This window comes from Alloyangia pacifica (genome assembly GCF_900116195.1).
GTDB lineage: Bacteria > Pseudomonadota > Alphaproteobacteria > Rhodobacterales > Rhodobacteraceae > Salipiger > Salipiger pacificus.
This window is the reverse complement of the sequence record NZ_FOZW01000011.1, coordinates 88,706-113,862: the sequence shown is the minus strand read 5'-3', so window position 1 is coordinate 113,862 and position 25,157 is coordinate 88,706. Positions and strand designations below refer to the sequence as shown.

The following is a 25,157-nucleotide window of genomic DNA, read 5'->3' as shown; positions in this document are numbered from 1 at the left end:
GGCTTTCCTCAGTGGGTCCAGCGCAGGCGGCTCTCGAGCCGACGACTGAAGATGACGAGGGGGAAGAGTATCAGCAGGTAGCCGAGCGCAGCGGCAAAGAGTGGCGAGGCGTTGGAGGAATAGCCGAGCGCTGCCGATGCCTCTGCCAGTAGGTCCGGCACCGCCACCACCGAGGCCAGCGAGGTGTTCTTCACGGTGGCGATGGTGCGTGATGTGAGCGGCGCGATGACGAGCCGTATGGCCTGCGGCAGAACCACGTAGATCAGCACCTGCCAGCGCGTCAGGCCGGAGGCGCGCGCAGCCTCGCTCTGACCCTTGGGAAGCGCGTTGATCCCGGCGAAGACAAGTTCTTCGGTAAAGGCCGAGAGTACCATTGCAAGCACCGTCCATGCCGTGCCGAAACCGCTGGGTTTCAGCCCCAGGTAGGGCAGGCCGAAGAAGCCCACGACGATCAGCATGAGCGGCGGCAGGGCGCGCAGGATGTCGGCATAGAGCACGATGAAGGTGTTGATGACCCGGTTCTCGAGCGTGCGCAGCAGCGCCAGCCCGATGCCGATGGCAAAACCGGTGATCACCACGAGCACCGAGAGCTCGACCGTGACGACGAGGCCTTTCCACAGGTCTGGGAGGTAGGTCAGGATGACATTCAGGTTGAAGAAGGCCTGAAGCAGATCGTTCATGGGAGCTCCGGGTCGTCAGGGAGGTGAAGAGGTGGCGGCCGGGAGGGAGATCCCCGGGAGGGGGCCCGGCCGCCGGGGGGATGCCGGTCTTGCCGGCACGCCCTTACTTGCAGGCCATCTCGTGGTCGCCGGCTTCGTAGCCGGTCAGACCCTCGGGGCCGTAGCCCGCGACAGCCGTGCCGGTCATGCTGTTCTCGATCGGGGCGATGCCCGTCCATTTCTCAAAGATCTTGGCGATCTCGCCTTTGGACTTGAGGCATTCGAGCGCGGCATCCACGCGGTTGCGCAGTTCGGCGTCATCCTTGTTGAAGGCGTAGCCGAAGTATTGCTGCTTATCGACGTAGAAGCTCGACGGTTTGAAGATCGGCTGCTCCTTCGAGAGCTGACCGGCCGAGGCGCTGTACATCACCGCGGCATCCGCCTGGCCGGTCGCCACCGCCTGCGCCGAGTCGGAGTGCTTGTCGAAGCGGGCGACGGTGATGTCGTACTGTTCGGCCTCACCGGAAATCCAGCGATCAAAGAGGTTGCCCTTGTTCGTCGCCACGGTCTTGCCGCGCAGGTCTTCCAGCGAGCTGACGTCGTCGTTGCGGGCATTCAGCAGCAGGCCGAAGGTCGCGTCGCCATAGCCCTCTGCGAAGAGGATGCTCTGCGCGCGCTCCTCGGTGATCGTCGCCGGGGCGAGGATCATGTCGAACTTGCCGGCCATAAGTCCGGGAATGGTCGCGGACCAAGGCTGGTCGATAACCTTGATCTCTTCACCGAGCTGTTCGGACAGGGCCTTGGCGATGTCTATGTCGATGCCCTCGTAGCTGCCATCCGGGGCAACCATCGCGAAGGGTGCGTAGCCGACGTCGGCAGCCGCGACGATCTCGGCCTGGGCGGTGCCGGCGGAGAGTGCGGCAACGCCCAGGGCGCAGAGGGTGAGACGGAGAGGGGAGGGGGTTTTCATCTGGAAGTCTCCTGTTGGGATCGGCGCCCGAGCAGTTCGGGTCTTGTTAATCCTAGCGTTCTGTCTGATGAAACGCATGTTCACCAATTGGAATACTAGCTCCCCTGGGGTCAAGCCGAGTCTCGGTGATTTCCCTCAAAACCCCTCCTTGCTCCTCCCTTGATGCCTCTAAATTAATCACTCACCCGTAGAAGCGCGCGCCCAGGCGTGCTGAGAGGTTGGCTGCGGTCCGCAGCACCTTCGGCTTGAGTTCTTCAATGTAGCTTTCGGTGAGGCGCGACTTTGGCCCCGAGATCGTTAGCGCCCCGACGAGCCCCTGCGCGGCGGAAAACACTGGCGCGGCAAGGCCGTTGATTTCGGCATCGCGTTCGCCAATGGAGACGAGCGGCAGTTGCTCGAGAGTCCGCAGCGGTGCGGTCAGGTTAGGGTCCTGCTTGGGGAAGGTGGTGAGAACCCGGCCCGCTGCTCCGCGGTCAAGGCTGACCGTATCGCCTTCGGCCACATGCTCCCGCAGCAGGTGATCGCTGTCTTCGCGGAAGAGGCACATGCGGCGATTGCCGATTCTCTGAAAGAAAGAGACGCATTCGTTGGCGTCGAGCACCAGCTGCTGCATCGCGGGGCGTACGTGCGATTCGAGGTTAAACCCTGATGTATAGGCCTTGCCGAGTCGGTAGATCTCGGGGCCGAGCGCATATTTCCTGTCCGCCGTGACGGTGACCATCTGCTCTTCCGCAAGCGACACCAGCATCCGCAGCGCGGTACTTTTCACCATGCCCGTGCGGCGGCTGATTTCTGCAAGCGACAGTTCCTGCGTGCTCTTGTCGAAGAGCTTGAGCACTTGCAGGGCGCGAATCACGGCCTCAACGGATTTGGTTTTTCGTTCGATCTGGATTTCTGTCATGGCTCCTCCAAAATGCCTGAATGCGTACTGCGTGATGCCTGCCTTGATCGCATTATTTTAGAACATCATTTCGCCGAGTGGAACACTTCGGAGTATTTGATCATCTCTTCCTGCGCGGTCGCGGAGGGGATTGCACAAAAAATATGCGGCCAAGTGGGCGGCCTCGGAAATCCAGAAGCTCGAGCTTGACGTTGTGAGAAGTGGTCGTTCTATTCATGAGCATCACGTTTCGCACAGCGCAACCATGGAGGCTCCCTTGCTCGATGACCAGACGACCCGGCCCATTCTCGAACTGCGAGGGCTGACCAAATCCTTCGGGGAAACAGAAATCCTCAAGGCCGTCGATCTCGATGTGGAGCAGGGCGAGATGGTCTTCATCATCGGTCCGTCGGGCTCGGGCAAGTCGACGCTTCTGCGCTGTTGCAACCGCCTCGAAGAACCCAGCGGTGGGCGCATTTATGTAGATGGCAAGGACATCTGCGATCCGAAGAACGACCTCAACAAGCTGCGCCAGAAGATCGGGATGGTGTTCCAGTCCTTCAATCTCTACGCGCATATGACGGCGAAGCAGAACGTGATGCTGGCCCTGCGCAAAGTGCAGAAGAAGTCCAAGGAAGAGGCCGAGCAGACCGCCATCGAGATGCTGACCCGCGTCGGTCTCGCAGAGCGCGTCGATCACTTTCCCTCGCAACTTTCGGGTGGTCAGCAGCAGCGCGTCGCCATCGCACGCACGCTCGCGCTCGGCCCGAAAATCGTGCTTTTCGACGAGCCCACCTCGGCGCTCGACCCCGAGCTTGTCGGTGGCGTGCTGCAGGTCATGCGGCAGCTGCGCGAGGAAGGCATGACCATGGTCGTCGTCAGCCATGAGATGCGGTTCGCGCGCGATGCGGCCGATCGCGTCGTCTTCATGGCCGACGGCGTGATCCAGGAAATGGGCCCGCCCGAACAGATCTTTGGTGCGCCGCAAGTCGCGCGCACCCGTGAATTCCTGTCTTCGCTCGACGGGCACTGAGACCGGACAAAAGGAACCAAGATGAGTCAGATCCGCCTTTCCTTCGACATCGGGGGAACCTTTACCGATTTCGTGCTCCAGGATCCTGAACGCGGTCGCATCCGCTTCTGGAAGACGCTCTCCACGCCGCATGCGCCCGAAAAGGCCGTGGTGCGCGGCGTCAAAGAACTGCTGGCAGCCGAAGGGGTGAACCCGGCTGATGTCGGCATGGTGCTGCATGCGACCACCGTGGCTACGAACGCCATCCTCGAGCGCAAGGGCTCGAAGACCGCGATGATCACCACCGAAGGCTTCCGCGACGTGCTGCTGCTGGGGCGGCAGAAGCGCTACTCCACCTACAATATGCACCTCGCCAAACCGGATCCGCTCATCAAGCGCCGGGACATCTTCGAGCTCTCCGAGCGCGTCTACCTGCGCGGCCACGAGGCCCGCGCGCCGGAGCAAGCCAAGATCGATGCCCTGCTGACCAGGATCGCAGAGGCGGGCTACGAGGCGGTCGCGGTCTGCCTGCTGCATTCCTACGCCGATCCGTCGCACGAGCGCCTGATCCGCACCCGCGCCGAGGCGCTGGGTCTCGAGCTCGTGCTGTCGCTCAGCTCGGATGTCTCGCCGCGGTACCGCGAATACGAGCGCTCATCGACAGTTACGGCGAATGCCTACGTAAAACCGATTGTGGCCCGCTATGTGGATCGGCTCGAGAAAGCACTGAAGGCCGAAGGGCTGACCGCTGATCTCTACATCATGCAATCCAATGGTGGGCTGGTCTCGCCGGAGCTGGCCGCAGACTTCCCGGTGCGCATCGTCGAAAGCGGTCCGGCAGCAGGCGTGCTGATGTGCCGCGCGGTGGGCGCCGAGGAGGGGATCAAGGACCTTCTGACCTTCGATATGGGTGGCACCACGGCCAAGCTCGGCGCCATCGACAATGGCGAGCCGGCGATCTTGCCGACTTTCGAAGTCGATCAGGTGCAGTACACCAAGGGGTCGGGCCTGCCTCTCAACATCTCGGCCATCGAACTCCTCGAGATCGGAGCGGGCGGCGGCTCGATCGCGACGCCCCATCTTGGCGGCATCCGCATCGGCCCGGAAAGCGCCGGCTCCGAGCCGGGCCCGGCCTGCTATGGCAATGGCGGTACCAAGCCCACCGTGACCGATGCCAACCTCGTGCTGGGTTATCTCAACCCAGGCACCTTCAACGGCGGCAATATGAGCCTCGATCTGGAGGCCGCCCGCGAGGCAATTCGGCTGCACCTGGCCGAACCGCTCGGCCTCAGCATTGAGGAAGCCGCTCTGGGGATCCACCTCATGGCGACCGCGAACATGGAACGTGCCCTGCGGATCGTCTCGGTCGAACGCGGCCGGGATCCGCGCGACTATACGCTGGTCGGCTTTGGCGGGGCCGGCCCGGTGCACGCGGCGCGCCTGGCGCGGGCCCTGCATGTGCCCCAGCTGATCCTTCCGCGCGGGGCCGGGGTCGGCTCGGCGGTGGGCTTGCTGGCGGCGGACCCCAAGGTCGACTATGCGATGACCTGCCCGGTTCGTCTCGCAGAAGGGGCCGGCGCAACCGTCAAGGCCCTGCGCGACGATCTGCGCGCCAAGGCGGACGCCGATCTCGACCGGCTCGCCGCGAATGGTGCGCGCAGGCACCGGCTCATGGCCTCGCTGCGCTATGTCGGCCAGGGTTACGAGATCTCGGTCGAGATGCCCGATCCCGATCTGCCCGAGGCCGAGTTCCTCGAGGCCGCCTGCGCGCGCTTCGGCGCCGCTTATGCCAAGACCTACGGCTACCATGACCCGGCCCGTCCGATCGAAGCGATCGACTGGAGCTTCGAAGCGGTCATGCCGATCGGTGCGGGGCTCAATGCGCCGGATCGCCTGGGCGAGGGTGACAGCCGCATCGGAACCCGCAAGGGCTGGTTCGAAACCACCGGCCCCGTCGAGACCGCCATCCATGACCGCTACCGCATGGTGCCGGGAACACCTGTCATAGGCCCCTGCGTCATCGAGGAAGCGGAGACCACCATCCTGCTTCTGCCCGGGGACCGCGCCGAGATCAGCTCCTGCGGCAACCTCGTCATCACCATAGACGCCGAAGCGGACACCGCAGCACAGAGCATGGAAGGTGCAGCAGCATGACCATCACGCCGATCACGCAATCGCTGGTCTGGAACACACTGGTATCGATTGCCGAGGAAATGGGATCGACCCTGCGCCGGACCGCCTTTTCGGAAGCCGTGCGCGAGGCGGACGACTTCTCGACCGGCGTCTTCGACCGCCATGGGCGCCTGCTGAGCCAGGGCAATTTCACGCCCGGCCACCTCGGCTCGATGCCCGCCGTGGTCGAGACCGTCTCCTCGATGTATCCCGGTGAGAGTCTCAAGCCGGGCGATGCTATCGTTTTGAACGATAGTGGCCTTGGCTCGGGGCATTTCCCGGACTTCTACATGGTGACCCCGGCCTTCGTCGACGGGGACTTCTCGGGCTGGGTGGTCAATATCGCTCACCACGTTGATGTCGGCGGGGCCGCTCCCGGCTCGCAGAAGGTGATCGGCGTCACGGAGGCCTATCAGGAGGGCCTTCGCATTCTGCCGATCAAACTGGTGCGCGAGGGTGCGTTCGACGCCGAGCTGCTTCGGATGATCACCGCAAACGTACGCATCCCGGCCGCGGTCGAGGGTGATCTCGCGGCGCAGCGCAATGCCAACGAAGTAGGCGTGGACCGCTTCGCCGAACTGCTGCGCTCGGTCGGTCGCGAAACGCTGGATGCGGCGGTCGATGCGATCCTGGACGCCTCCGAGAAGCGGATGCGCGAGGCCATTTCGGAGATCCCCGACGGCACCTACTCCTTCGACGACTGGCTCGATGGGATCGGCGAAGGCGAGACGGGTCTGATCCCGGTGGCGGTGGATGTCACCGTCTCGGGCGACGGGATGGTCATCGATTTCTCGCGGTCCGGCGATCAGGTCGCCGCGGCGATCAATGCTTATTTCAACTACACGCGGGCGCATGGGTTCTTCGCGGTGAAGGTCTTCACCGACCCCGAGCTGCCGCAGAACGAGGGTGGCTTGCGGGCCATCGAAGTGCGCGCGCGCGAAGGCTGCTTCTTCAATCCCAAGTTCCCGGCACCTTCCGGCGGCCGGGCCGCGATCCAAATCCGCATCTTCGAGCTGATCAACGGCGCCATGGCTCAGGCGCTGCCGGATCGGGTGATGGCCGCCTACTCGCATTGGTCGAACCCGATCTTGTCGGGCACCGATGACGACACCGGCGAGCGTTTCATCTACTACGACCTGATCTTTGGCGGCTACGGTGCACGTCACGGGGCCGATGGCCTCGAGGGCACGGCGCCCGTGATTAACTGCGCCAACATCCCCGTCGAAGTTCATGAGACCCACAACCCCGTCATCATTCACCGGCTTGCGTTGCAGGCCGATACCGGCGGTGCCGGGCAGTATCGCGGCGGCTGCGGCATCGTGAAGGAGGTCGAGCTGCTGGCCTCCAAGGCTTCGCTGACCCTTCTGGGAGATCGCCATGTCAAGCCGCCGCACGGGCTCTTCGGCGGTGAAGCCGGAACGCTCGCCAGCTCGACCCTGCTGCGGGGCGGCGAGGAGATCGCACTGATTTCGAAACAGATGGTGGACCTGCAGGCCGGCGATATCCTGCGCCTGCAACTGGCCGGTGCCGGCGGCTTTGGCCCGGCCGGCGACCGCGACCCCGCCGCCATCGAAAATGACATTGCCGACGGGTTCGTCACCGAGCTGTGCGCCGCGCGCGACTACGCCTGACCCATCGGACTTCCAGAGGAAAACGCGATGAACGAACGCATCTCCGACAAGGCCGCACTTGACGCGGCGCATGCGGTGCACCCGCATACCAACCTGCGGCGCCACCTGCAGTCCGGACCCAACATGATCGTCAAGGGCGATGGCATCGAGGTGATCGACGCCCAGGGCAAGCGCTACATCGAAGGCGCTGCAGGCCTCTGGTGCGCGGCGCTCGGCTTCGGCTCGGAAAGGCTGGGCGAGGTCGCCAAGCAGGTGATGACCGAGATCGGTTACTACCACACCTTCCGCGGCGCCTCGACGCCCTGGGTCTCGGACCTTTCCGCCAAGCTTGGCGCCATCGCGCCCAAGGGGCTCGACAAGGTGCTGCTGCAGACTTCGGGCTCGGAGGCCAACGATACGGCAATGAAGCTGGTCTGGTCGTTCTGGGAAGCCCAGGGCGAGCCTTCGCGGGTCAAGATCATCTCGCGCCACAACAGCTATCATGGTACTGGCGCGCTGACCTCCCAGCTGACCGGCAAGGCCAATTTCCACGTCGGTTTCGGCCCCGGCTTCGACCGGTTCCGCTATGTGACCGAGCCCTATTACTACCGCAAGGCGCTTGAGGGAGAGACCGAGGCCCAGTTCTCCTCGCGGCTCGCGCAGGAACTCGACGAGATGATCCAGGCCGAAGGTCCCGAAACCATCGCCGCCTTCTGGGCCGAGCCGGTTATCGGCTCGGGTGGGGTCTTCACCCCGCCGGAGGGGTACTTCCCGAAAATTCAGGCGGTGCTCGACAAATACGGCATTCTCTTCGTCGCCGACGAGGTCATCTGCGGTTTCGGCCGCACCGGCGAGATGTGGGGCTGCCAGACCTACGGGATCCGCCCCGACATGATCTGCTGCGCCAAGTCGCTTTCGGCGGCGATGTTGCCGCTCTCGGCGGTGCTGATCGGCGAGCGGGTCTTCGAGGCGATGCTGAACCAGTCGGACAAGTACGGCAGCTTCGCCCATGGCTACACCTATGGCGGACACCCGGTGAGCTGCGCCGTGGCGGCCGAGGTGCTGACGATCTACGAAGAGATGGACCTTATTGGCCATGTGAAGTCGATCGAGCCAGCCTTCGTGCAGGGCTTCGAAAGCCTGCGCGATCACCCGCTCGTCGGCGACGTGAACGCGGTCGGCCTCATCGGCTGCACCGAACTTGTGGCCGACAAGCAGACAAAGGCAAAACACGCGCCCGAGGTGCAAATCACTGCCCGCTTCGAGGCCGCCGCGCTCGAGCGAGGTCTGATCACCCGCAATATCGGCAACCGCATCGCGCTGTCGCCGCCGCAGATCATCACGGCCGCCGAGGTCGAAGAGATGTTCACACGTTACCGCGACACTCTCGACGCCGTCGCCAAGGAAATCGCATGACCATGGACAAGCAGAAGAACCGCCCCGCCGATATCTCGCCGGAAGAATGGGACATCCGCTGCGATCTCGCCGCGCTCTACCGCCTGGTCGCGCACTATGGCTGGACCGATCTCATCTACACGCATATCTCCGCCCGGCTGCCGGGCAAGGAGCACCACTTCCTGATCAATGACTACCGGCGCATGTTCCACGAGATGCGCGCCTCGGATCTTGTCAAGATCGATCTCGAGGGCAAGAAGCTCGACGAGGGCAGCCGCCCCGAGCAGGTGGTCAACCGCGCCGGCTTCGTTATCCACTCGGCGCTGCACACCGCGCGCGAGGATCTGACCTGCATCGTGCACACGCACACCAAGGCCGGCATCGCGATCGCCTCGCAGCGCGATGGCCTGCTGCCGATGAGTCAGCACGCGCTGAAGTTCTACAACCACCTCGCCTACCACAACTACGAGGGCATCGCGCTCGATCTCGACGAGCGCGAACGACTGGTGGCGGACCTCGGGACGTCGCACCGCGCGATGATCCTGCGCAATCACGGACTCCTTGTCGGGGGGCGCACCGTGCCCGAGGCCTTCGACCACATCTACTTCCTCGAGCGTGCCTGCGAGGCCCAGATCGCCGCGCAATCCGGCGGCGCGGAGCTTGTCATGCTGCCCGACGAAGAGGTGCGTGCGCACACCTCCTCGCAGTTCCGGCACGATGAGATCCCTTCCTACGTGGACATGGCGTGGACCGCCGCGCTGCGGTTGATCGATCCCGAGACCTCGGACGTCTGGACCTGATCACCTTCATACCCCTCTAGGACAAGGAAGGGCGCATGCCCCGCCAGCTTTCACATCTTCTCGCGCCAGGGCTCTGGCGCGGGGCCGGCAAGCTCGTGCTTGCACTCGGGTTCGGAACTTTCGGGGGGTGGCTCGCGCATCTTGCCGGCCTGCCGCTTGCCTGGCTTCTGGGAGCGCTGATCGCGGCCATCCTGCTGGCCTCTGCGGGGCTCGCGGTCGACGTGCGGGGTGCGAGACGCTACGCGCTCATCGTGCTTGGGCTCGGGCTTGGCCAGAGTTTCACCGCGCCGATCCTCGCGTCCCTCGTCGGGCTGTTTCCGCTGATCCTGATCTGCGCGGTGCTGACGATCGCAAGCGGCGCTCTCGGGGCGGGAATCTACCGGCGCCAGGCGGGGCTGGATCCCAAGACCGCTTTCTTCTGCGGAGTTCCCGGCGGCGTCGTGCTCATGGCCATCCACGCCGAACGGGCAGGGCTTCCCGAGCATGAGATCACGCTGGCGCAGACCGTGCGCCTACTGGTGGTCGTGCTGCTCTATCCGCCATTGATCAAGCTTCTGGTGCCGCACGAGCCTGCGGATATCCTGAGTGTTGGCGCCTCGATCTCAAGCTGGAGCTGGCTGCTGCCCCTGTGGCTCTTTGCCGGATACCTAGCGGCGCTCATCGGTCGGCAACTCGGAACGCCGAACCCCTGGATGCTGGCGCCGACCTTGCTGGCCATAGCGGCCTCGTCACTGGGAGTGCTGCCCACGCAGATACCGCAGCCGATGATCATCGCGGGGCAGATCGTGCTGGGCCTGTCGCTCGGGGTGCAGGTGACGCCGCAATTCCTGCGCCAGGCGGGGCCGCTTTTCGTGGCATCGGTAACCTCCTCTCTACTGATCAGTGCGGTGCTGATCGCCCTTGCTTTCGCGGTCTACGCGCTCACCGACCTTCCGCTCGGCGCGCTGCTGCTCGGGATGGCGCCGGGTGGCATGCCGGAAATGGCGGTTACCGCCCATGCTCTCGGCGCATCGGTGCCGCTGGTGCTTGGCTTTCACCTGGTCCGGGTCGTCGTGGCGAATTTCCTGATCGAGCCGGTCTGGCGGCTGGCGCATCGTCTCAAGCTGAGCTGAGCCACGCCAAGCTAAGCTAAGGTGGTACGGAGGGGCAAAGCTGCCTCTCCGCCGCTGCATTCAGCACATGCCGCGGCTGACTTTCACCAAAACGGCGCATCTATCATGGGGGTGAACTGCCCCGCTCGTCGCGGAAGCCTCTTCCATATGAACAGGAACAAAACGGCCCGGCAGTTTCCTGCCGGGCCGTCTTGTTTGAGCGATGCCGTGGAATTCGCAGCTGCCTAGCGCTCCTCAGAGCGGAAGAGCCAGTGGCACGACCGACATGATCGGAGATAGAGATTTAGACGTTTCGATAGATAGAATGATATTCTTGATTTTTGCCTGCATCTCGGCAGGCAGTACGCCGGCCGTCAGGTCTTCGAACTTCTCCAGAAGCTCGGCATCGCTTGTGCCAATACGAGGGTCCCCCTTCGCCATATCAACCTCGCGGACAAGTGCGGTGCCGTCGGCCATCTCGACGCTGACCCGCGCGATCGTCTGACCTGGATAGAGCGCGTCGAGTTCTGGATCGGCGATCACTTCGACCCGTTTGGCCAACGCGTGCACGGTTGTATCGTTTAGCCGCTCTGGGCTGAGCTGCGCCGTGCCGATCGCGGCATCGGTCAGGGTGACGGCGATGATCCAGGGCAAACTGAACTGAGCCGCGACGCGGCCCGCGCCGGGCTCGATGGGGCGGCCGAGCATCTCGGCCGACAACGCCCAGGTCTTGACCGTCACCCGCGAGATGGCGGTGGGATCGAGGCGCTCTTCGCGGGCCAGCGTCAGCGCCGCCTCCGCCGCGGATTGGGCTTGGCGGCAGATCGGGTAGAACTTGAAGTAGGTGTCCCGGATCGTCCAGAGCGTGCCGAGCCCTTCGCACAGCCGGTCGACCCGCGGCGCGCTTGCCGCAAGCTCGAGCCAGCCTCGCCCCTTGGTCTCCGAGCCTTCGAGCGGGCAGCCGTAGAAACCACGTTCAGCCATGAGTGCAGCCTCGATGCCAGTGCGCGCGGCCCAGCCGGTATGCAGGGGCTTGGCCGAATAGCCGGCCCAGAGCGTTTCGGCAGTGGCATATGGCAACAGGAAACCGGCGGCGCCGAGGGCCCCGGCGAAGCTCTGTTCCTCGAGGCCCAGAAGCCAGGCCGCCGCAGCGGCCGAGCCGACGGTTCCGGCTGTTCCGTTCGGCATGTGACCGCGTCCCATATGTTCAGGGTGAACCGCCCAGGCGACGCGATGCGCGACCTCGTAGCCGACGACAATCGCGGTAAGAAGGTCGCGCCCGGTTGCGCCCTTCCACTCGGCCACCGCGAGCGCGGCACCGATCACCAAGCTGGCGTGAATGCCACCGAAGCGCCAGCCGTCCTGAATTTCATAGACGTCCGAGAGGGTGCTCCAGACCAGCGCTGCGGGCAGCGGGCCGCAGCGCTCGCCGCTGCCCGGCAGCGTGCAGGCATCGCCCGAGGGAAAGGCCTGGACGAACGACAGAAGGGCGGCGGCATCGGGGCTGTCGAGTGCGGCGATGGAGACTCCAAGCGTATCCAGAAGCGTGATCTTCACGCGCGAGAGGACATCCTCGGGAATGTCCTCGTAGCGCAGATTGGCGGCCCAGCGGGCCAGTCGCGCTGTGTCTCCCTGCGGTGGCAGGGCGGTGCCGCGCAGCGGCGGGGTCAACGTGTCATGCATGGGGGTTCCGGACGTTCAGGCGCCGGCCTTTCGGTTTTCGAGGTAGTTGAGAATTTGCACCATCGGGAAGAGCAGGGCGAAGTACATGCCTGCGGCCAACACCAGCGGCGTCGGACTGTAGGTGCTGCCCTGCGCCATGCGGGCCATCTGGAGCAACTCAGGAAGGGTGACGATCGAGGCCAGCGAGGTCATCTTGATGGTCTCGACGATATTCGTAACGATGTCGGGCATCATGTTGCGGGTCGCCTGGGGCAGCTGGACATGGGCCATGACCTGAAGCGCGCGCAGGCCGGTGGCGCGGGCAGCCTCGATTTGGCCATGCGGGACCGATGAGATGCCAGCGCGAAAGATCTCGGCGAAATAGGCCGAGACATTCAGCACCATCGCGAGCACGACGGAGCCCATGACGCCCATGTTGAGCTCGAAGAAGGGCAGGCCGTAGTAGATCAGGATCAGCAGCACGAGCGAAGGGAAGGCGCGGAAGAAGTCCACCCAGATCGTCAGAAGGCGGCGCAGCGCGGGGGATCCCAGCTTTGCAAGCACGGCCATGAGCACCCCTGTTCCCACGCCCACCGGCACGACGACGGCAGAGAGCAGAAGCGTCACCCCCAGCCCTTTCAGAAGGAAGGGAAAGCTCATCTTGAGGATCTCGAGGTTGAGGAAAGTCTGTAGGAACATGTCCATTGTATGGCTCCTCAGGCGCGCATGGCCGGCTGGTGTTCGAGCCGGCGGCTGGCAATCACCAGCGGGTAGATCATCAGAAGGTAGGCGATGGCGGCCATCATCAGTGGCGTGGTGTTGGCCAGTTCACCCTGCACCTTGAGCGCGAGCCCCAGCAGGTCGGGTGTGGCGACGGTTGCCGCGAGAGCGGTGTTCTTGATTGTGGCAATCAGTCGCGAGGTCAGTGGTGGCACGGTCAGGCGGATCGCCTGGGGCAGGATCACGTAGCGCATCGCCTGCAGGAAGCCCAATCCTGTCGATCTCGCCGCTTCCATCTGCCCTGGCGGGATGGACTTGATGCCGGACCAGAAGATCTCCTCGGCAAAAGCCGAGAGCACGAGCGCGAGCACCAGCCAGGAGACGGCGAAACCGGACATCCGGATGCCGAAGTAGGGCAGGCCGAAGAAGAAGAGGATGATGACCACGAGAGGCGGCAGCGAGCGGATGACATCGGCATAGGCGCGCACGGCGCCGCCAAGCAGTCGCAGGCGCATGGCGCGCGCGATCGCGAGGATGAGCCCCAGCAAGGTGCCGCTGACAATCACCAGAAGGCTGAGCCAGAGCGTCTTGAGGAAGCCGGAAAGAATGAGTGGCAGTGCCTGCCAGAAGATCGAGCTGTTGAAGAACTGGTGAATAAAGGCGTCCATTGGGTCCGGCAGTCGGCTGAAGAAAGGATTGGGCCGGACGGTTCTGCCATCCGGCCCCGGCAGCTGCGTCAGTCGCAGGCCATTTCGTGATCAGTTTCCTCGTAGAATTTGGTTCCGGGCTGGCCGAAGCCGGGTTGCGGCGTGTTCGTGATGCCGCCCGGCTCGGGCTGCAGGCCGGTCCATTTCACGTAGATCTCGTCCAGCTCACCCGAGGCCTTCAGGCATTCCATCGCGGCATCGAGCTTGTTGCGCAGCTCAAGATCTTCGGGACGGACGGCGTAGCCGTAGGGCGCTCCCTTGCGGATGGCGAAGCTGGAGACCTTGAGCATGGGCTGCTTCTTCGCGGCGAACCCGGCGGCGGTCTTGTACATCATGTAGCCGTCGGCCTGACCCGAGATCACGGCCTGAACCGCGTCAGGCGAGGTCTCGAACCGCGCGATGGTGATGCCGAACTCGTCCTGCCGTTCGGTGAGCCAGGCGTCGGCGCTCGAGCCCTTGTTGATGGCGATCGTCTTGCCCTGCAGGTCCTCGGCGCCGGCGATATCGTCGTCCGAGGCGCGCATTAGCAGCCCGTCGAGCGCTTCGCCGTATCCTTCGATGAATGCCATCATTTCCTGGCGTTCCGGCGTCATTGTCGCGGCGGACCACATGGCATCGAACTTTCCCGCTGCAAGGCCGGCAAAGGTGGTCGACCAGGGTTGCTGGATCACCTCGATGTCGATGCCCGAAATTTCCGAAAGCCGCTTGGCGATGTCGATGTCGATGCCTTCGAATTCCCCGGACATGCTCTTCATCGAATAGGGCGCAAAGCCGACGTCAGAGGCCGCGGTGATCTTTTCCTGTGCGAGCAGCGACGCTGGCGTGAGCGAGAGGCACAGGCAAAGGCTTATCTTGCGAATAGAGTGCATAAGAGTCCCTGTTGTTGTTTTATAGTTCTATTGAGTGGAATAGCAGTATGACTAATGCAACAACTGACGGACGGGTCGTCAAGCGACTCACGAGCCGTTGACTGCAGATGTCGGCCCCGATGCGACTTCCTGCACCATCTGCTTATTCGTTGTGCGGATCTGCCGTCGCGCCTGGGTTTCGGACGTCGAGATCTGATTAACGGGATTGCGGGGTTTCGGCAGAATCCCGGCGCCAGAAGGGGCCTTGATGCGCAAGAAGAGCCAAGCCGACGCGCGGATTGCGTTCGCGATCGGACAGGTCGATGCCGCCACGACGATCGGCAAGATGCTCCGTCGTCCCTACCACCGAAGGAGCGCGGAAGAGCTGCACCGCTCCGACCACCAGAAAGTGCAGGATGACTTATGCATCCATCGGGTCGGTCTTGCCCCGGCTGTTGCGCAAAGCCTCGCGTGTCCAGGCAATCCTGACCCTTCCGTGGTCAGAGCTTGTTGAGACGCCGGGGGCATCGTGGGCCTGTCCGATCTCCGCCTGCTCGGCGGCCTCGGACTGAGCGGGTTGCGCACGTGGCCTCGGCATCGCGATCGGCGCCCGGCAGGGACCAGAGAGGGCGCTCGGGGCGTTTCAATGCGCTGCAATGAAATAATAAAATGCGAACCCGCTTTGAGGTTTCCTTCGCGAAGGGGCGCAGTCGAAATGTTCCGAAACGCGGGCCTCGTCGTGAAGCGCAACGCAGGGTAGCGGCCACGAATGCTGCTGTTCACTGCCGGGGAATCGTCGCGGCGGGCGGTTCGGGTTGGGCCGCGGCGGGCACCGTCGCTCCCGGCTGAACGCAGAAGAGGATCGGTCCTCACGCCCAATTTTTGACCATATGTGGCAGCGGGGAAATATTTTTGGCTGGACCAATGTGCAAAAATTGGTCCAGCCACTTGACGGGTGCCGACCCTTGCGCTGTTACGGCGGGGCAAGCAGCGCGGAGGTTCGGGCTGCGGGACAGAAAGAGAGAACAGGGAATGAAGATTTTTCAGACAAGACGCGGTGCCTTGCGCCTGACTGCAGCGGCGCTTGCAATCTCGCTCGGCGCAACGGGCGCCATGGCGCAGACCAAGGGCGGTACGCTGAACACCATCGTCCAACCCGAACCCCCGCTGCTGGTGCTTGGCCTTAACCAGCAATCGCCGACCCAATATGTTGCCTCGAAGATCTACGAGGGCCTGCTGACCTATGATCCCGACCTCGCACCCCAGCCCGGTCTGGCCAAGTCCTGGGAAACGTCCGAGGACGGGCTGACCTATACTTTCACTCTGCAGGACGGCGTCACTTGGCACGATGGTGAGAAATTCTCGTCCGCGGACGTGGTCTTCAGCGTCGATAAATATCTGCGGCAGGTGCACCCGCGCGTCCGCCCGATCCTCAATACCTACCTCGAGAGCGTGACCGCGCCTGACGATCAGACCGTCGTCTTCAAGCTCAAGAGCCCCTTCGCACCCTTCATCCAGCTCTTCGGCACCGACAACATGACGATTGTGCCAGCGCACATCTACGAAGGCACGGAATTCGCCACGAACCCGCAGAACCAGCACCCGATCGGCACCGGCCCGTTCATGTTCGAAAGCTGGGAGCGCGGCTCGGCGATCACGCTGGTCAAGAACCCGAACTACTGGAAGGACGGCCTTCCCTATCTCGACAAGATCGTCTTCAGCATCATCCCCGACTCCGCCTCGCGTGCGGTTGCCTTCGAGCAAGGTCAGATCGACGTGCTGCGCGGCACGGATGTGGATCCGGTGGATGTCTCGCGGCTCGAGAACCTCGACGGCGTCGAGGAGACCACCAAGGGCACCGAGATGTATTCGACCATCACCTCGATGATCATGAACGAGCGCGAGCTTCCGTTCAGCAACAAGCAGGTGCGCCAGGCCATCTCCTACGCACTGGACCGCGACTTCATGGTTCAGACGATTTTCTTCGGCATCGGCAAGCCCGCCACCGGACCGATCTCGTCGACGCTGCCCTTCTACGACGGCGATGTGCCGAAGTACGACTACGACCTCGACAAGGCGCGGGAGCTGATCAAGGAATCCGGCGTCGATCTCTCGGCTCATCCGGTGAAAATCCTCGACTACCCCTATGGGTCGACCTGGGCGCGCCTGGCGGAATACGTCAGCCAGCAGCTCAAGCAGATCGGCTTTACCGTGGATATCGAGGCCACCGATGCGGGCGGTTGGGCGCAGCGTGTCGGCAACTTCGACTTCGACACGACCTTCCACTTCTCGGACCAGTTCGGGGATCCGGCGATCGGCGTGTCGCGCCTGTTCGTGACTTCGAACATCGTGAAGGGCTCGCCCTTCGCTAACAACGCTGGTTACAGCAATCCGGAAGTCGATGAGATCTTCGCCAAGGCGGCCTCCTCGACCTCGCGCGAGGATCGTCAGGAACTCTACACCGAGGCGCAGAAGATCCTCGTTGACGACGCGGCCAACATCTACCTCTTCGAGAACCAGAACGTCACGCTCTACAAGGACAGCGTGCACAACCTGATCACCTCGGGGGTCGGCACCAACTCGAACTTCGAGACCGTCTACATCGACGACGCGAAGTAACTCCAAGGGCCAACGGTCGCCTGCCGACCGTTGGCCCCCTTCACTGGAAGCCCCATGACATTTCTAAGACACGCGGTCCTGCGCCTGATCAAGGCTCTGACCGTCATCCTGAGCGTGGTCATCGCCAACTTCTTCCTGATCCGTCTTGCCCCGGGTGATCCCGCGGCAATCATGGCAGGCGAGGCCGGAGCGAGCGATCCCGAATACGTCGACAGGCTGCGCGAACAGTTCGGCCTGAACGAGCCGCTTCTGACCCAGCTCTGGCTCTATCTCAAAGGCGTGGTCCAGTTCGACTGGGGCTATTCCTACCGCATGCAGGTCGATGTGCTTCACCTGATCGCCGAGCGCATCCCGGCGACGCTGCTCCTGATGGGGGCGGCCTTCATCTTCTCGATCCTGCTCGGCATCCTGTTCGGCGTGCTGGCCGCATCCGCCCGGCACCGGCCCGGGCGTGGCTGGCTCGACAGCGTGATCGTCGGAATCTCGCTGCTGCTTTATGCCACGCCGCTGTTCTGGCTGTCGCTGCTGGCGATCCTGCTGTTCTCGGTCCAGCTCGGCTGGCTCCCGGCCTACGGAATGGAGACCCCGGGGACAGACTATGCCGGTCTCGAGCGGGCGAAGGACATCGCCCTGCACCTCGTGCTGCCGACAATCTCGCTCGGCTCGTTCTACATGGCCATGTACGTGCGCCTTGCCCGGGCCTCGGTGCTCGAGGTGATTGGCATGGATTACATCAAGACGGCTCGCGCCAAGGGGGTGCCCTGGGCCCGTGTCCTGCGGCGTCACGTGCTGCGCAACGCGATGCTTCCGGTCATCACCTTCTCGGGCATCCAGCTCGGGCAGATGGCAGGGGGCGCGGTGCTGACCGAGACCGTCTTCGGATGGCCGGGCATCGGACGGCTGATGTTCGATGCGCTCTTGCAGCGGGACTACATGCTGCTTCTGGGCGTGTTCCTCGTCACCTCGACGATGGTCGTCGTGTTCAACATCCTCACCGATATCATCTACAGCTTCGTCGATCCTCGCATCGGCGCAGGAGGTCAGAAATGAGTGCATTTCTGCGCAGGTTCCTCCGCAACCGCGGCGCCGTCGCCGGTTTCGGGATCCTCATGCTCGTGGTGGTGGTCGCGATCTTCGCGCCGCTGCTCTATCCCACCTCGCCCTGGATGATGGTCGGACGGCCCTTGCTGGTGCCCTTCTCCGACGGGCAGTTTCCGTTCGGTACCGACATGCTCGGCCGCGACATCGGTGCCGGGCTGGCTTACGGCGCGCGGGTGTCGATCCTGATCTCGCTGACCTCGACCGTCGTTGCCGTGGTGATTGGCGTCGGCATCGGCGCGGTGGCCGGCTACTACGGCGGTGTCGTCGACGATTTCCTCATGCGCGTCACCGAGATCTTCCAAACGGTGCCGCAGCTGGCCATGGCGGTGGTGCTGGTGGCGATCTTCACGCCCAACATCTACTCCATCGTCATCGCGATCTCGATCGTCTCCTGGCCGCCGGTGGCCCGCCTCGTGCGCGGCGAATTCCTGTCGCTACGGGAACGGGAGTTCATCCAAGCCGCCACGGTGATCGGCCTGAAGCCGCTGCGGATCATCTTCGGGCAGATCCTGCCCAACGCCATGTCGCCGATCATCGTGACGGCCTCGCTGATGGTGGCGACCGCGATCCTCACCGAGTCGGCGCTGTCCTTCCTCGGTCTCGGCGACCGGAACATGATGAGTTGGGGCTTCATGATCGGGGCCGCGCGGACGATGCTGCGCGAAGCGCCGCTGATGAGCATCCTGCCCGGCTGCGCGATCCTGCTGACGGTGCTGTCCATCAACCTGATCGGCGAGGGGCTGAACGACGCCCTGAACCCGCAACTGCGCAAGAAGGGCGGGCACTGACATGACCCAGACAGACACCATCCTGGAGATCTCGGGCCTCGGCGTTCCGCTTCCCTCGGTCGGCGACCGCAGCCATGCAATCACGGATGTCTCGCTCACGCTGAAGCGCGGCGAAATCCTCTGCGTGGTCGGCGAGTCCGGCTCGGGCAAGTCGATCAGCGCCAACACCGTGATGGGGCTTCTGCCGCCCGGCATGTCTCCGGATGCAGGCAGCGTGACCTTCAAGGGCCGCTCGGTTCTGGGTCTCGGCGAGCGCGAGATGGAGGCGCTTCGCGGCGCCGATATCTCGATGATCTTCCAGGAGCCGATGTCGGCGCTGAACCCGACCATGAAGGTCGGTCAGCAGATCATGGAGGTCATGGAAGAGCACAACCGGCCGGCAGATGCCACGGCACGCCAAAAGCGCATGCTCGAGCTGCTCGGAGTGGTCGGCCTGCCAGATCCGGAAAGCCTGCAGCACGTCTATCCCTTCCGGCTCTCCGGCGGTCAGAGGCAGCGTATCGTCATTGCCATGGCGCTGGCCCTCGAGCCGTCGATCCTGATCGCGGATGAGCCGACGACGGCGCTGGACGTGACGACGCAGGCGCAGATCCTCCAGCTGATCCGCGACATCCAGGCCAGCATGGGCATGGCCGTTCTGTTCATCACCCATGACTTCGGGGTGGTGGCGGACATCGCCGATCGCGTCGCGGTCATGGAAAAGGGCCGGCTCGTGGAGATGGGCACCCGCGACGAGGTGCTGGACAATCCGCAGCACCCCTACACGCGGCGCCTGCTGGCCGCCGTGCCGCACGGCCGCCCGCGCACCGACCCGGTGCCCAAGGGCGCGCCGATCCTGAAGGTCGAGAACCTGACCAAGACCTATGTCACAGCTGGCGGCTTCGGCCGGGCGCGGCGGGTCGTGCACGCGGTGCAGGACGTCAGCTTCTCGCTGGCGCGGGGCGAGACGCTCGGCATCGTCGGCGAAAGCGGCTCGGGCAAGAGCTCGATCGGCAAGTGCCTGCTGAAGCTGCAGGACATCGATGGCGGGCGCATCCTGTTCGACGGGTCCGACATCGCGCCCCTTAGCCCCTCGGCCTTCCGGCCGATGCGGCGACGGATCCAGATGATCTTCCAGGACCCCTTCGCCTCGCTGAACCCGCGGCACTCGATCGCGCGGATCCTGACCGAAGGCCCGGTGGCGCATGGCGTGCCGCAGTCCAGGGCGATGGACCGGGCGCGCGAGCTCATGGATCTGGTGCAGCTCGACCGATCGGCGCTCGAGCGCTACCCCAACGAGTTCTCGGGGGGGCAGCGCCAGAGGATCGGTATCGCCCGCGCGCTCGCGCTGGACCCCGAGTTGATCGTTGCCGACGAGTCCGTCTCGGCGCTCGACGTCTCGGTGCAGGCGCAGGTGCTCGAGCTTCTGGACCACATCCAGCGTAGCACCGGGGTGTCGATGATCTTCATCACCCATGACCTGAGGGTGGCCGCGCAGATCTGTCACAACATCGGCGTGATGCACCAGGGCAGACTGGTCGAATACGGCCCGCCGGCAGAGATCCTTGTGAACCCGTCACAGGAGTACACCCGCCGACTGATCGCGGCGATCCCCGGTCGGGCGCAGCCTCACTGAACCGCGCCGGCCCGCGTCTCCGGGACCGGGCCGACCGTCATGCGACAAGGACCGGCGCCGCGCGAGGCGCCGGCCGGAATCTCTGTGCCCGACAGACGGGCGAAGCAAGAAAGAACACCATGGCGCAGGCGCCCTTTGAAGAATTCGACTATGTGATCGTCGGTGCCGGTGCCGCCGGCGCGGTGCTGGCCAACCGGCTCAGCGAAGACCCCGCGGTGAAAGTGTGCCTTCTCGAAGCGGGGCCGAGGTCTCGCTCGCTGTGGCTGCAGTTGCCGGCCGGCTTCCTGAAGGCCATCAGCGATCCGAAAGTGACCTGGCAATTCGACTCCGAGCCGTCGGCGCACACCAACGGGCGCCGGATCGGCCTGCCGCAAGGCCGCACCCTGGGTGGCACCACCGCGATCAACGGCATGATCTACGCCCGCGGGCAGGCCGAGGATTTCGACATTTGGGCGCAGCGCGGCAATCCTGGCTGGAGCTATGAGGACGTCCTCCCATATTTCCGCAAGAGCGAGGCCATGCAGGCCGAGATGGACCCGGAGTTTCACGGCACCGAGGGCCCGCTGACGGTCACTGGCCCGACCTGGAGGCACCCGATCTGCGACGCCTTCATCCAGGCGGCGTCCGACGCCGGCCTGCCGAAGAACCCCGACTACAACGGCACCAGCCAGGCCGGCGCGGGCTATTTTCAGCGCACAATCGCGACGCGCTGGCGCTCCAGCACGGCGCGCGCGTTTCTCTCACCGGCACGGCAACGGCCGAACCTCGAGATCCGCACGGACGCGCTGGTCGGCTCGCTTGACATTGCCGAGGGGCGGGTGCGCGGCGTCTTCTACCGCCGGGGCAGGGGCGGCGAGACGCAAGTCCTGCGCGCCCGGCGCGAGGTCATTCTCTCGGCCGGGGCACTGAATACTCCGAAGCTGCTGGAGCTCTCGGGCATCGGCTCCCCCGAGCACATCGCGGCGCTCGGCCGGCCCGTCGCGCTTGCCCTGCCGGGTGTCGGCGAGAACCTGAGCGATCACTATTCGGTCCGCACAGTCGCCCGCGTCCGCAACAGCCTCACCATCAACGAGATGACCCGCGGCCCGCGCCTGCTGCGGGAGATGGCTATGTGGCTGCTCGGCCGCCCGAGCCTCTTGGCCGTAAGCCCGTCTATCGTGCATTGGTTCGGCTTCTCGGATCCGGCCGTCTCGCGCCCCGACTTCCAGGGCGTGTTCACACCCGCCAGCTACCGGGAAGGCGCCATCGGGCGGCTCGACACCTTTCCCGGCATGACGGCGGGTGTCTGGGGCCACCGCCCAAGCAGCCGCGGCCAGACCCATGCCCGCGATCTCGACCCGGCAAGCGCGCCGCGCGTCGAGGCCAACTACCTGGCCGATGCCGAGGACCGGCGGGTGCTGGTCTCGGGCATCCGTCAGGCTCGGGCCCTGCTGGCGGCACCCGCGCTGGCGCAGTTTTTCGACAGCGAGGTGATGCCCACGCCCGACGTCCGCAGCGACAACGAGATCCTCGACTTCGCGGCGCGATACGGGATGTCGGCGCAGCATCTCAGCGGCACGGCGCGCATGGGACCCGCCGGCGACCCCGACGCCGTCGTGGGTCCTGACCTGAGGCTGCACGGGCTGCAGGGCCTGCGCATCGCCGACGCCTCGGTGATGCCGACACCGCCCTCGGCGAACACCATGGCCGCCACGATCATGATCGCCGAGAAAGCCGCGGATCTGATCCTCGATCGCCCTGCGCCCACAACGGGGAGGCCGAACCTTGCCGCAGCTTGATGACTCACGTGACGGCGGCGCGCGTCTCGCCGATCTGGCGGCCTTCATCGCGGCTCATGCCGCGCGCGCCAAGGTCCCGCTCGCGCCGACACGTGCCGCCGAAATCGCAGCAGCTGCCCTGCCGCATCTCGACCGGTTGGAGACCCTACGGGCCAGTCTCGACGTCGAGGCGGCGCCAGATTTCATCGGGGCCCTGCTGGACATGGGCGAAACCCACGGAGACCAAGAATGAGCCCCTCCTCCGATCCGCTCGCCCGGTCACTGCGCGAGACGCTTGCCGATCTCGCGGAGGGCCAGACCACGTCGCGCCAGCTCGTCGAGGCATGCCTCACCCGTATCGAGCAGTTTCAACCCGTCCTCAATGCGTTCCGCGAGGTCCACGCCGCCGAAGCGCTGGCGGCCGCCGACAAGTGTGACCGTGAGCGCGCTTCCGGCACGGCGACCGGACGCCTGCACGGAGTGCCCATCGCGATGAAGGACATGTTCCATGGTGATGGGGAAAGTGCCGGCTGCGGCTCGGTGCTCCGCGCGGGACGCGTTCCGCCCCTCACTTCCACCGTGCGCCAGCGTATCGATGCTGCGGGCGCCGTCGTCCTCGGCACCACCAACATGACCGAGTTCGCCTATGGCCCGACCGGGCAGAATGCGATCACCGGTGATGTCCGCAACCCCTGGGATCCAGCCTGCATCTCGGGTGGCTCTTCCTCCGGCTCGGCAGCGGCGGTCGCGGCGCGGGCCTCCTTCGCGGCGCTCGGCTCCGACACGGCGGGATCGGTCCGCACGCCAGCCGCGCTGTGCGGGCTCACCGGGCTCAAGCCAACGCATGGCCGCGTGTCGCGCGCCGGTGCCATGCCCTTGTCTTTCTCGCTCGACACCATCGGTCCGCTGACCCGGGACGTCGCCGACAGCGCGCTGCTGCTGTCGATCCTCGCCGGGCCCGACAGGCGCGATCCCGCGACGCTGACGGCACCGGGGGCCTTCGAGGATCCCTTCGCCGAGGGCACCGCCCCGGGCCGCTCGGACGCCCCGCTCGCCGGGCTCAGGATCGGAAGGCCGCTGGGCTACTTCGACGAAGACGTCCCCGCGCATGAGGCGGCCCTGCTCGACCAGACGGCGGAGCTCCTGGCCTCACTGGGCGCCACGATCCTCAGCGTTCCGATGCCGGAACAATTGCCGTTGTGGAACTCCGCCGGCAACATCCTTGTCTGGGGCGAGGCGTTTGCCCTGCACGCCGCCGATATGGCGGAGGGCTCGGCGCTCTCGCCGCAAACCCGCGGCCGGCTGGAGATGTCACTGGCACTCGGAGCGCGCGACTATCTGGATGCGCAGAGAGGGCGGGGAAGCGCGGTGCGAGACTTCTGCGCGCGCGTGTTCTCGCGGTGCGACGTGCTGCTCTGCCCGACCGTGCCCGGCCCGACCCCACTGCTGAGCGAGGTCGACGTGTCCGGCGGCTCTGCAATGATGAAGGTTCTCGACGGTCTGACACGCCTCACCCGACCGGCCAACTATCTCGGGCTTCCGGCGCTCTCGCTGCCCATCGGCATGTCGCGGAGCGGCACACCCTTCTCGGGCCAGCTCATCGCGCCGCCGTGGTGCGAGGCAAGGCTGTGCCGGGTCGGTGCCGCGTTTCAGGGTGCCAGCAGCTGGCACCGGATGGCACCGCCGCTCGACCAGGCTGTCGCAGCGCACCCAAATCCAAAGAAAGGCACACTATGACTCGGACCCAAGGCTTGTTCGACGCGGGCAACGTGCGGCTGCAATCGGGCCGCACCTTCCGCAACATGAAGCTCAGCTATGCCACCTACGGCACGCTGAATGCAGCGCGGGACAACGTCATCCTCTACCCGACCTCCTATGGCGCGCAGCACCAGGAAGTCGAGTTCATGGTCGGCCCCGGCGCAGCACTCGACACCGACAGGTATTTCGTGATCATCGTCGATCTCTTCGGCAACGGCCTTTCAAGTTCGCCGTCGAACACGCCCTGGCCGGACACGGGGGATCGCTATCCGCATGTCACGGTCTTTGATGCGGTCCACGTGCAGCGCCGGATGTTGCGCGAACTCTGGGGGATCGAGCGGATCGCGCTGGTCTATGGCTGGTCGATGGGGGCAATGCAGGCCTACCATTGGGCCGCACTCTTTCCCGAGGCCGTCCCTAAGGCGGCGATCCTTTGCGGGGCGGCGCGCTGCGCGCCGCACAACCGGGTGTTCATCGAAGGCATCGAGGCCGCGCTGAAGGCCGATCCGGCCTGGATCGACGGCGCGTTTCGCGAGGTGCCGCGGCGTGGCCTGCGCGCCATGGGCCGGATCTATGCCGGTTGGGCCCTGTCGCAGGACTTCTACCGCGCCGAGGAATGGCGCAAGCTCGGCGCCACGTCGCTCGAAGACTACGTGATTACTTTCTGGGAAGGCCATTTCAGCCGCCGCGATGCGTCTGATCTTCTGGCGCAGTTCTGGACCTGGAAACATGGCGATATCAGCGCGAACGAGCAGTTCGACGGGGATTTCGCGGCCGCGCTCACCGCCATCCGGGCTCGGGTGCTGCTGATGCCGGGGGATCGGGATCTCTACTTCCGCGTCGCTGACAACCAGAACGAGTTGCGCCATCTCGGCTCCGCCAGCCTCGTCGAAATCCCCTCGATCTGGGGCCACCGGGCGGGCCATCCCGCCAATCAGCCCGATGACCGCGCCTTCATAGAACGGCACGTGAGGGAGTTGCTCGAGGCCTGAG

22 protein-coding genes are annotated in these 25,157 nt (G+C 64.8%); 14 read left to right on the top strand and 8 right to left on the bottom strand.

Going from position 1 to position 25,157, the window contains the following annotated elements:
* Positions 1-8: 8 nt before the first annotated feature.
* The 3 genes from BM397_RS21065 to BM397_RS21055 form a co-directional block, all read right to left on the bottom strand.
* Positions 9-680, bottom strand: coding sequence for an amino acid ABC transporter permease (locus BM397_RS21065; protein WP_092428187.1), 672 nt, complete (start codon positions 678-680; stop codon positions 9-11).
* 103 nt (positions 681-783) lie between these two features.
* Complete coding sequence (locus BM397_RS21060; RefSeq protein ID WP_176806765.1) at positions 784-1,629, bottom strand: substrate-binding periplasmic protein; 846 nt, start codon at positions 1,627-1,629, stop codon at positions 784-786.
* A 181-nt stretch (positions 1,630-1,810) separates the two neighbouring features.
* On the bottom strand, positions 1,811-2,530 hold the full coding sequence (locus BM397_RS21055) for an IclR family transcriptional regulator (RefSeq protein WP_092428183.1): 720 nt from the start codon (positions 2,528-2,530) through the stop codon (positions 1,811-1,813).
* Positions 2,531-2,813: 283 nt separating this feature from the next.
* On the opposite strand from BM397_RS21055, the gene BM397_RS21050 reads away from it, so the two are divergent.
* From BM397_RS21050 to BM397_RS21025, 6 genes are read left to right on the top strand one after another with little or no spacing between them, the layout of a single operon-like run.
* Positions 2,814-3,542 carry an amino acid ABC transporter ATP-binding protein gene (locus BM397_RS21050; RefSeq protein WP_176806775.1) on the top strand — a complete coding sequence of 243 codons (729 nt, stop codon included), beginning with the start codon at positions 2,814-2,816 and terminating at the stop codon, positions 3,540-3,542.
* Between the two features lie 21 nt (positions 3,543-3,563).
* A complete protein-coding gene (locus BM397_RS21045) occupies positions 3,564-5,675 on the top strand; it encodes a hydantoinase/oxoprolinase family protein (protein ID WP_092428179.1) in 2,112 nt (703 codons plus the stop codon).
* Entirely contained in the window at positions 5,672-7,324 is a 1,653-nt protein-coding gene (locus tag BM397_RS21040; RefSeq protein WP_092428177.1) for a hydantoinase B/oxoprolinase family protein, read from the top strand. Before BM397_RS21045 ends, BM397_RS21040 begins: the two co-directional genes overlap by 4 nt.
* A 27-nt stretch (positions 7,325-7,351) precedes the next feature.
* On the top strand, positions 7,352-8,719 hold the full coding sequence (locus BM397_RS21035) for an aminotransferase (protein WP_092428175.1): 1,368 nt from the start codon (positions 7,352-7,354) through the stop codon (positions 8,717-8,719).
* Positions 8,716-9,498 carry a class II aldolase/adducin family protein gene (locus BM397_RS21030; RefSeq protein ID WP_218124905.1) on the top strand — a complete coding sequence of 261 codons (783 nt, stop codon included), beginning with the start codon at positions 8,716-8,718 and terminating at the stop codon, positions 9,496-9,498. The genes BM397_RS21035 and BM397_RS21030 overlap by 4 nt, the downstream gene beginning before the upstream one ends.
* 35 nt (positions 9,499-9,533) lie before the next feature.
* Positions 9,534-10,610: an AbrB family transcriptional regulator gene (locus tag BM397_RS21025; protein WP_092428173.1), complete on the top strand. Its 1,077-nt coding sequence runs from the start codon at positions 9,534-9,536 to the stop codon at positions 10,608-10,610.
* Positions 10,611-10,844: 234 nt separating this feature from the next.
* Here the strand turns inward: BM397_RS21025 and BM397_RS21020 are convergent, their stop codons facing one another.
* The 5 genes from BM397_RS21020 to BM397_RS29050 all read right to left on the bottom strand — a co-directional run bounded on the left by BM397_RS21020 (position 10,845) and on the right by BM397_RS29050 (position 14,871).
* Positions 10,845-12,272 carry an MmgE/PrpD family protein gene (locus tag BM397_RS21020; RefSeq protein ID WP_092428171.1) on the bottom strand — a complete coding sequence of 476 codons (1,428 nt, stop codon included), beginning with the start codon at positions 12,270-12,272 and terminating at the stop codon, positions 10,845-10,847.
* Between the two features lie 15 nt (positions 12,273-12,287).
* Positions 12,288-12,956, bottom strand: coding sequence for an amino acid ABC transporter permease (locus BM397_RS21015; protein WP_092428169.1), 669 nt, complete (start codon positions 12,954-12,956; stop codon positions 12,288-12,290).
* Between the two features lie 11 nt (positions 12,957-12,967).
* On the bottom strand, positions 12,968-13,639 hold the full coding sequence (locus BM397_RS21010; RefSeq protein ID WP_092428167.1) for an amino acid ABC transporter permease: 672 nt from the start codon (positions 13,637-13,639) through the stop codon (positions 12,968-12,970).
* Between the two features lie 68 nt (positions 13,640-13,707).
* A complete protein-coding gene (locus tag BM397_RS21005; RefSeq protein WP_092428165.1) occupies positions 13,708-14,547 on the bottom strand; it encodes a substrate-binding periplasmic protein in 840 nt (279 codons plus the stop codon).
* A gap of 87 nt (positions 14,548-14,634) precedes the next feature.
* On the bottom strand, positions 14,635-14,871 hold the full coding sequence (locus BM397_RS29050) for a hypothetical protein (RefSeq protein ID WP_143015400.1): 237 nt from the start codon (positions 14,869-14,871) through the stop codon (positions 14,635-14,637).
* Between the two features lie 687 nt (positions 14,872-15,558).
* Here BM397_RS29050 and BM397_RS20995 point away from each other — a divergent pair.
* The 8 genes from BM397_RS20995 (at position 15,559) to BM397_RS20960 (ending at position 25,156) form a co-directional block, all read left to right on the top strand.
* Positions 15,559-17,145 carry an ABC transporter substrate-binding protein gene (locus BM397_RS20995; protein ID WP_092428161.1) on the top strand — a complete coding sequence of 529 codons (1,587 nt, stop codon included), beginning with the start codon at positions 15,559-15,561 and terminating at the stop codon, positions 17,143-17,145.
* A gap of 54 nt (positions 17,146-17,199) precedes the next feature.
* The gene (locus BM397_RS20990) at positions 17,200-18,195 is read left to right on the top strand and encodes an ABC transporter permease (protein ID WP_092428159.1); all 996 of its coding nucleotides are present in this window, start codon (positions 17,200-17,202) and stop codon (positions 18,193-18,195) included.
* On the top strand, positions 18,192-19,034 hold the full coding sequence (locus BM397_RS20985; protein ID WP_092428157.1) for an ABC transporter permease: 843 nt from the start codon (positions 18,192-18,194) through the stop codon (positions 19,032-19,034). Before BM397_RS20990 ends, BM397_RS20985 begins: the two co-directional genes overlap by 4 nt.
* 1 nt (position 19,035) lies before the next feature.
* A complete protein-coding gene (locus BM397_RS20980; RefSeq protein WP_092428155.1) occupies positions 19,036-20,649 on the top strand; it encodes an ABC transporter ATP-binding protein in 1,614 nt (537 codons plus the stop codon).
* A 119-nt stretch (positions 20,650-20,768) separates the two neighbouring features.
* Entirely contained in the window at positions 20,769-22,427 is a 1,659-nt protein-coding gene (locus tag BM397_RS20975; protein WP_092428153.1) for a GMC family oxidoreductase, read from the top strand.
* Positions 22,414-22,659 (top strand): hypothetical protein, encoded by a 246-nt coding sequence (locus tag BM397_RS20970; protein ID WP_092428151.1) that lies wholly within the window; start codon positions 22,414-22,416, stop codon positions 22,657-22,659. Before BM397_RS20975 ends, BM397_RS20970 begins: the two co-directional genes overlap by 14 nt.
* Positions 22,656-24,143 (top strand): amidase, encoded by a 1,488-nt coding sequence (locus BM397_RS20965; protein WP_092428149.1) that lies wholly within the window; start codon positions 22,656-22,658, stop codon positions 24,141-24,143. Before BM397_RS20970 ends, BM397_RS20965 begins: the two co-directional genes overlap by 4 nt.
* Positions 24,140-25,156, top strand: coding sequence for an alpha/beta fold hydrolase (locus BM397_RS20960; RefSeq protein WP_092428147.1), 1,017 nt, complete (start codon positions 24,140-24,142; stop codon positions 25,154-25,156). Before BM397_RS20965 ends, BM397_RS20960 begins: the two co-directional genes overlap by 4 nt.
* Position 25,157 lies beyond the last annotated feature (1 nt).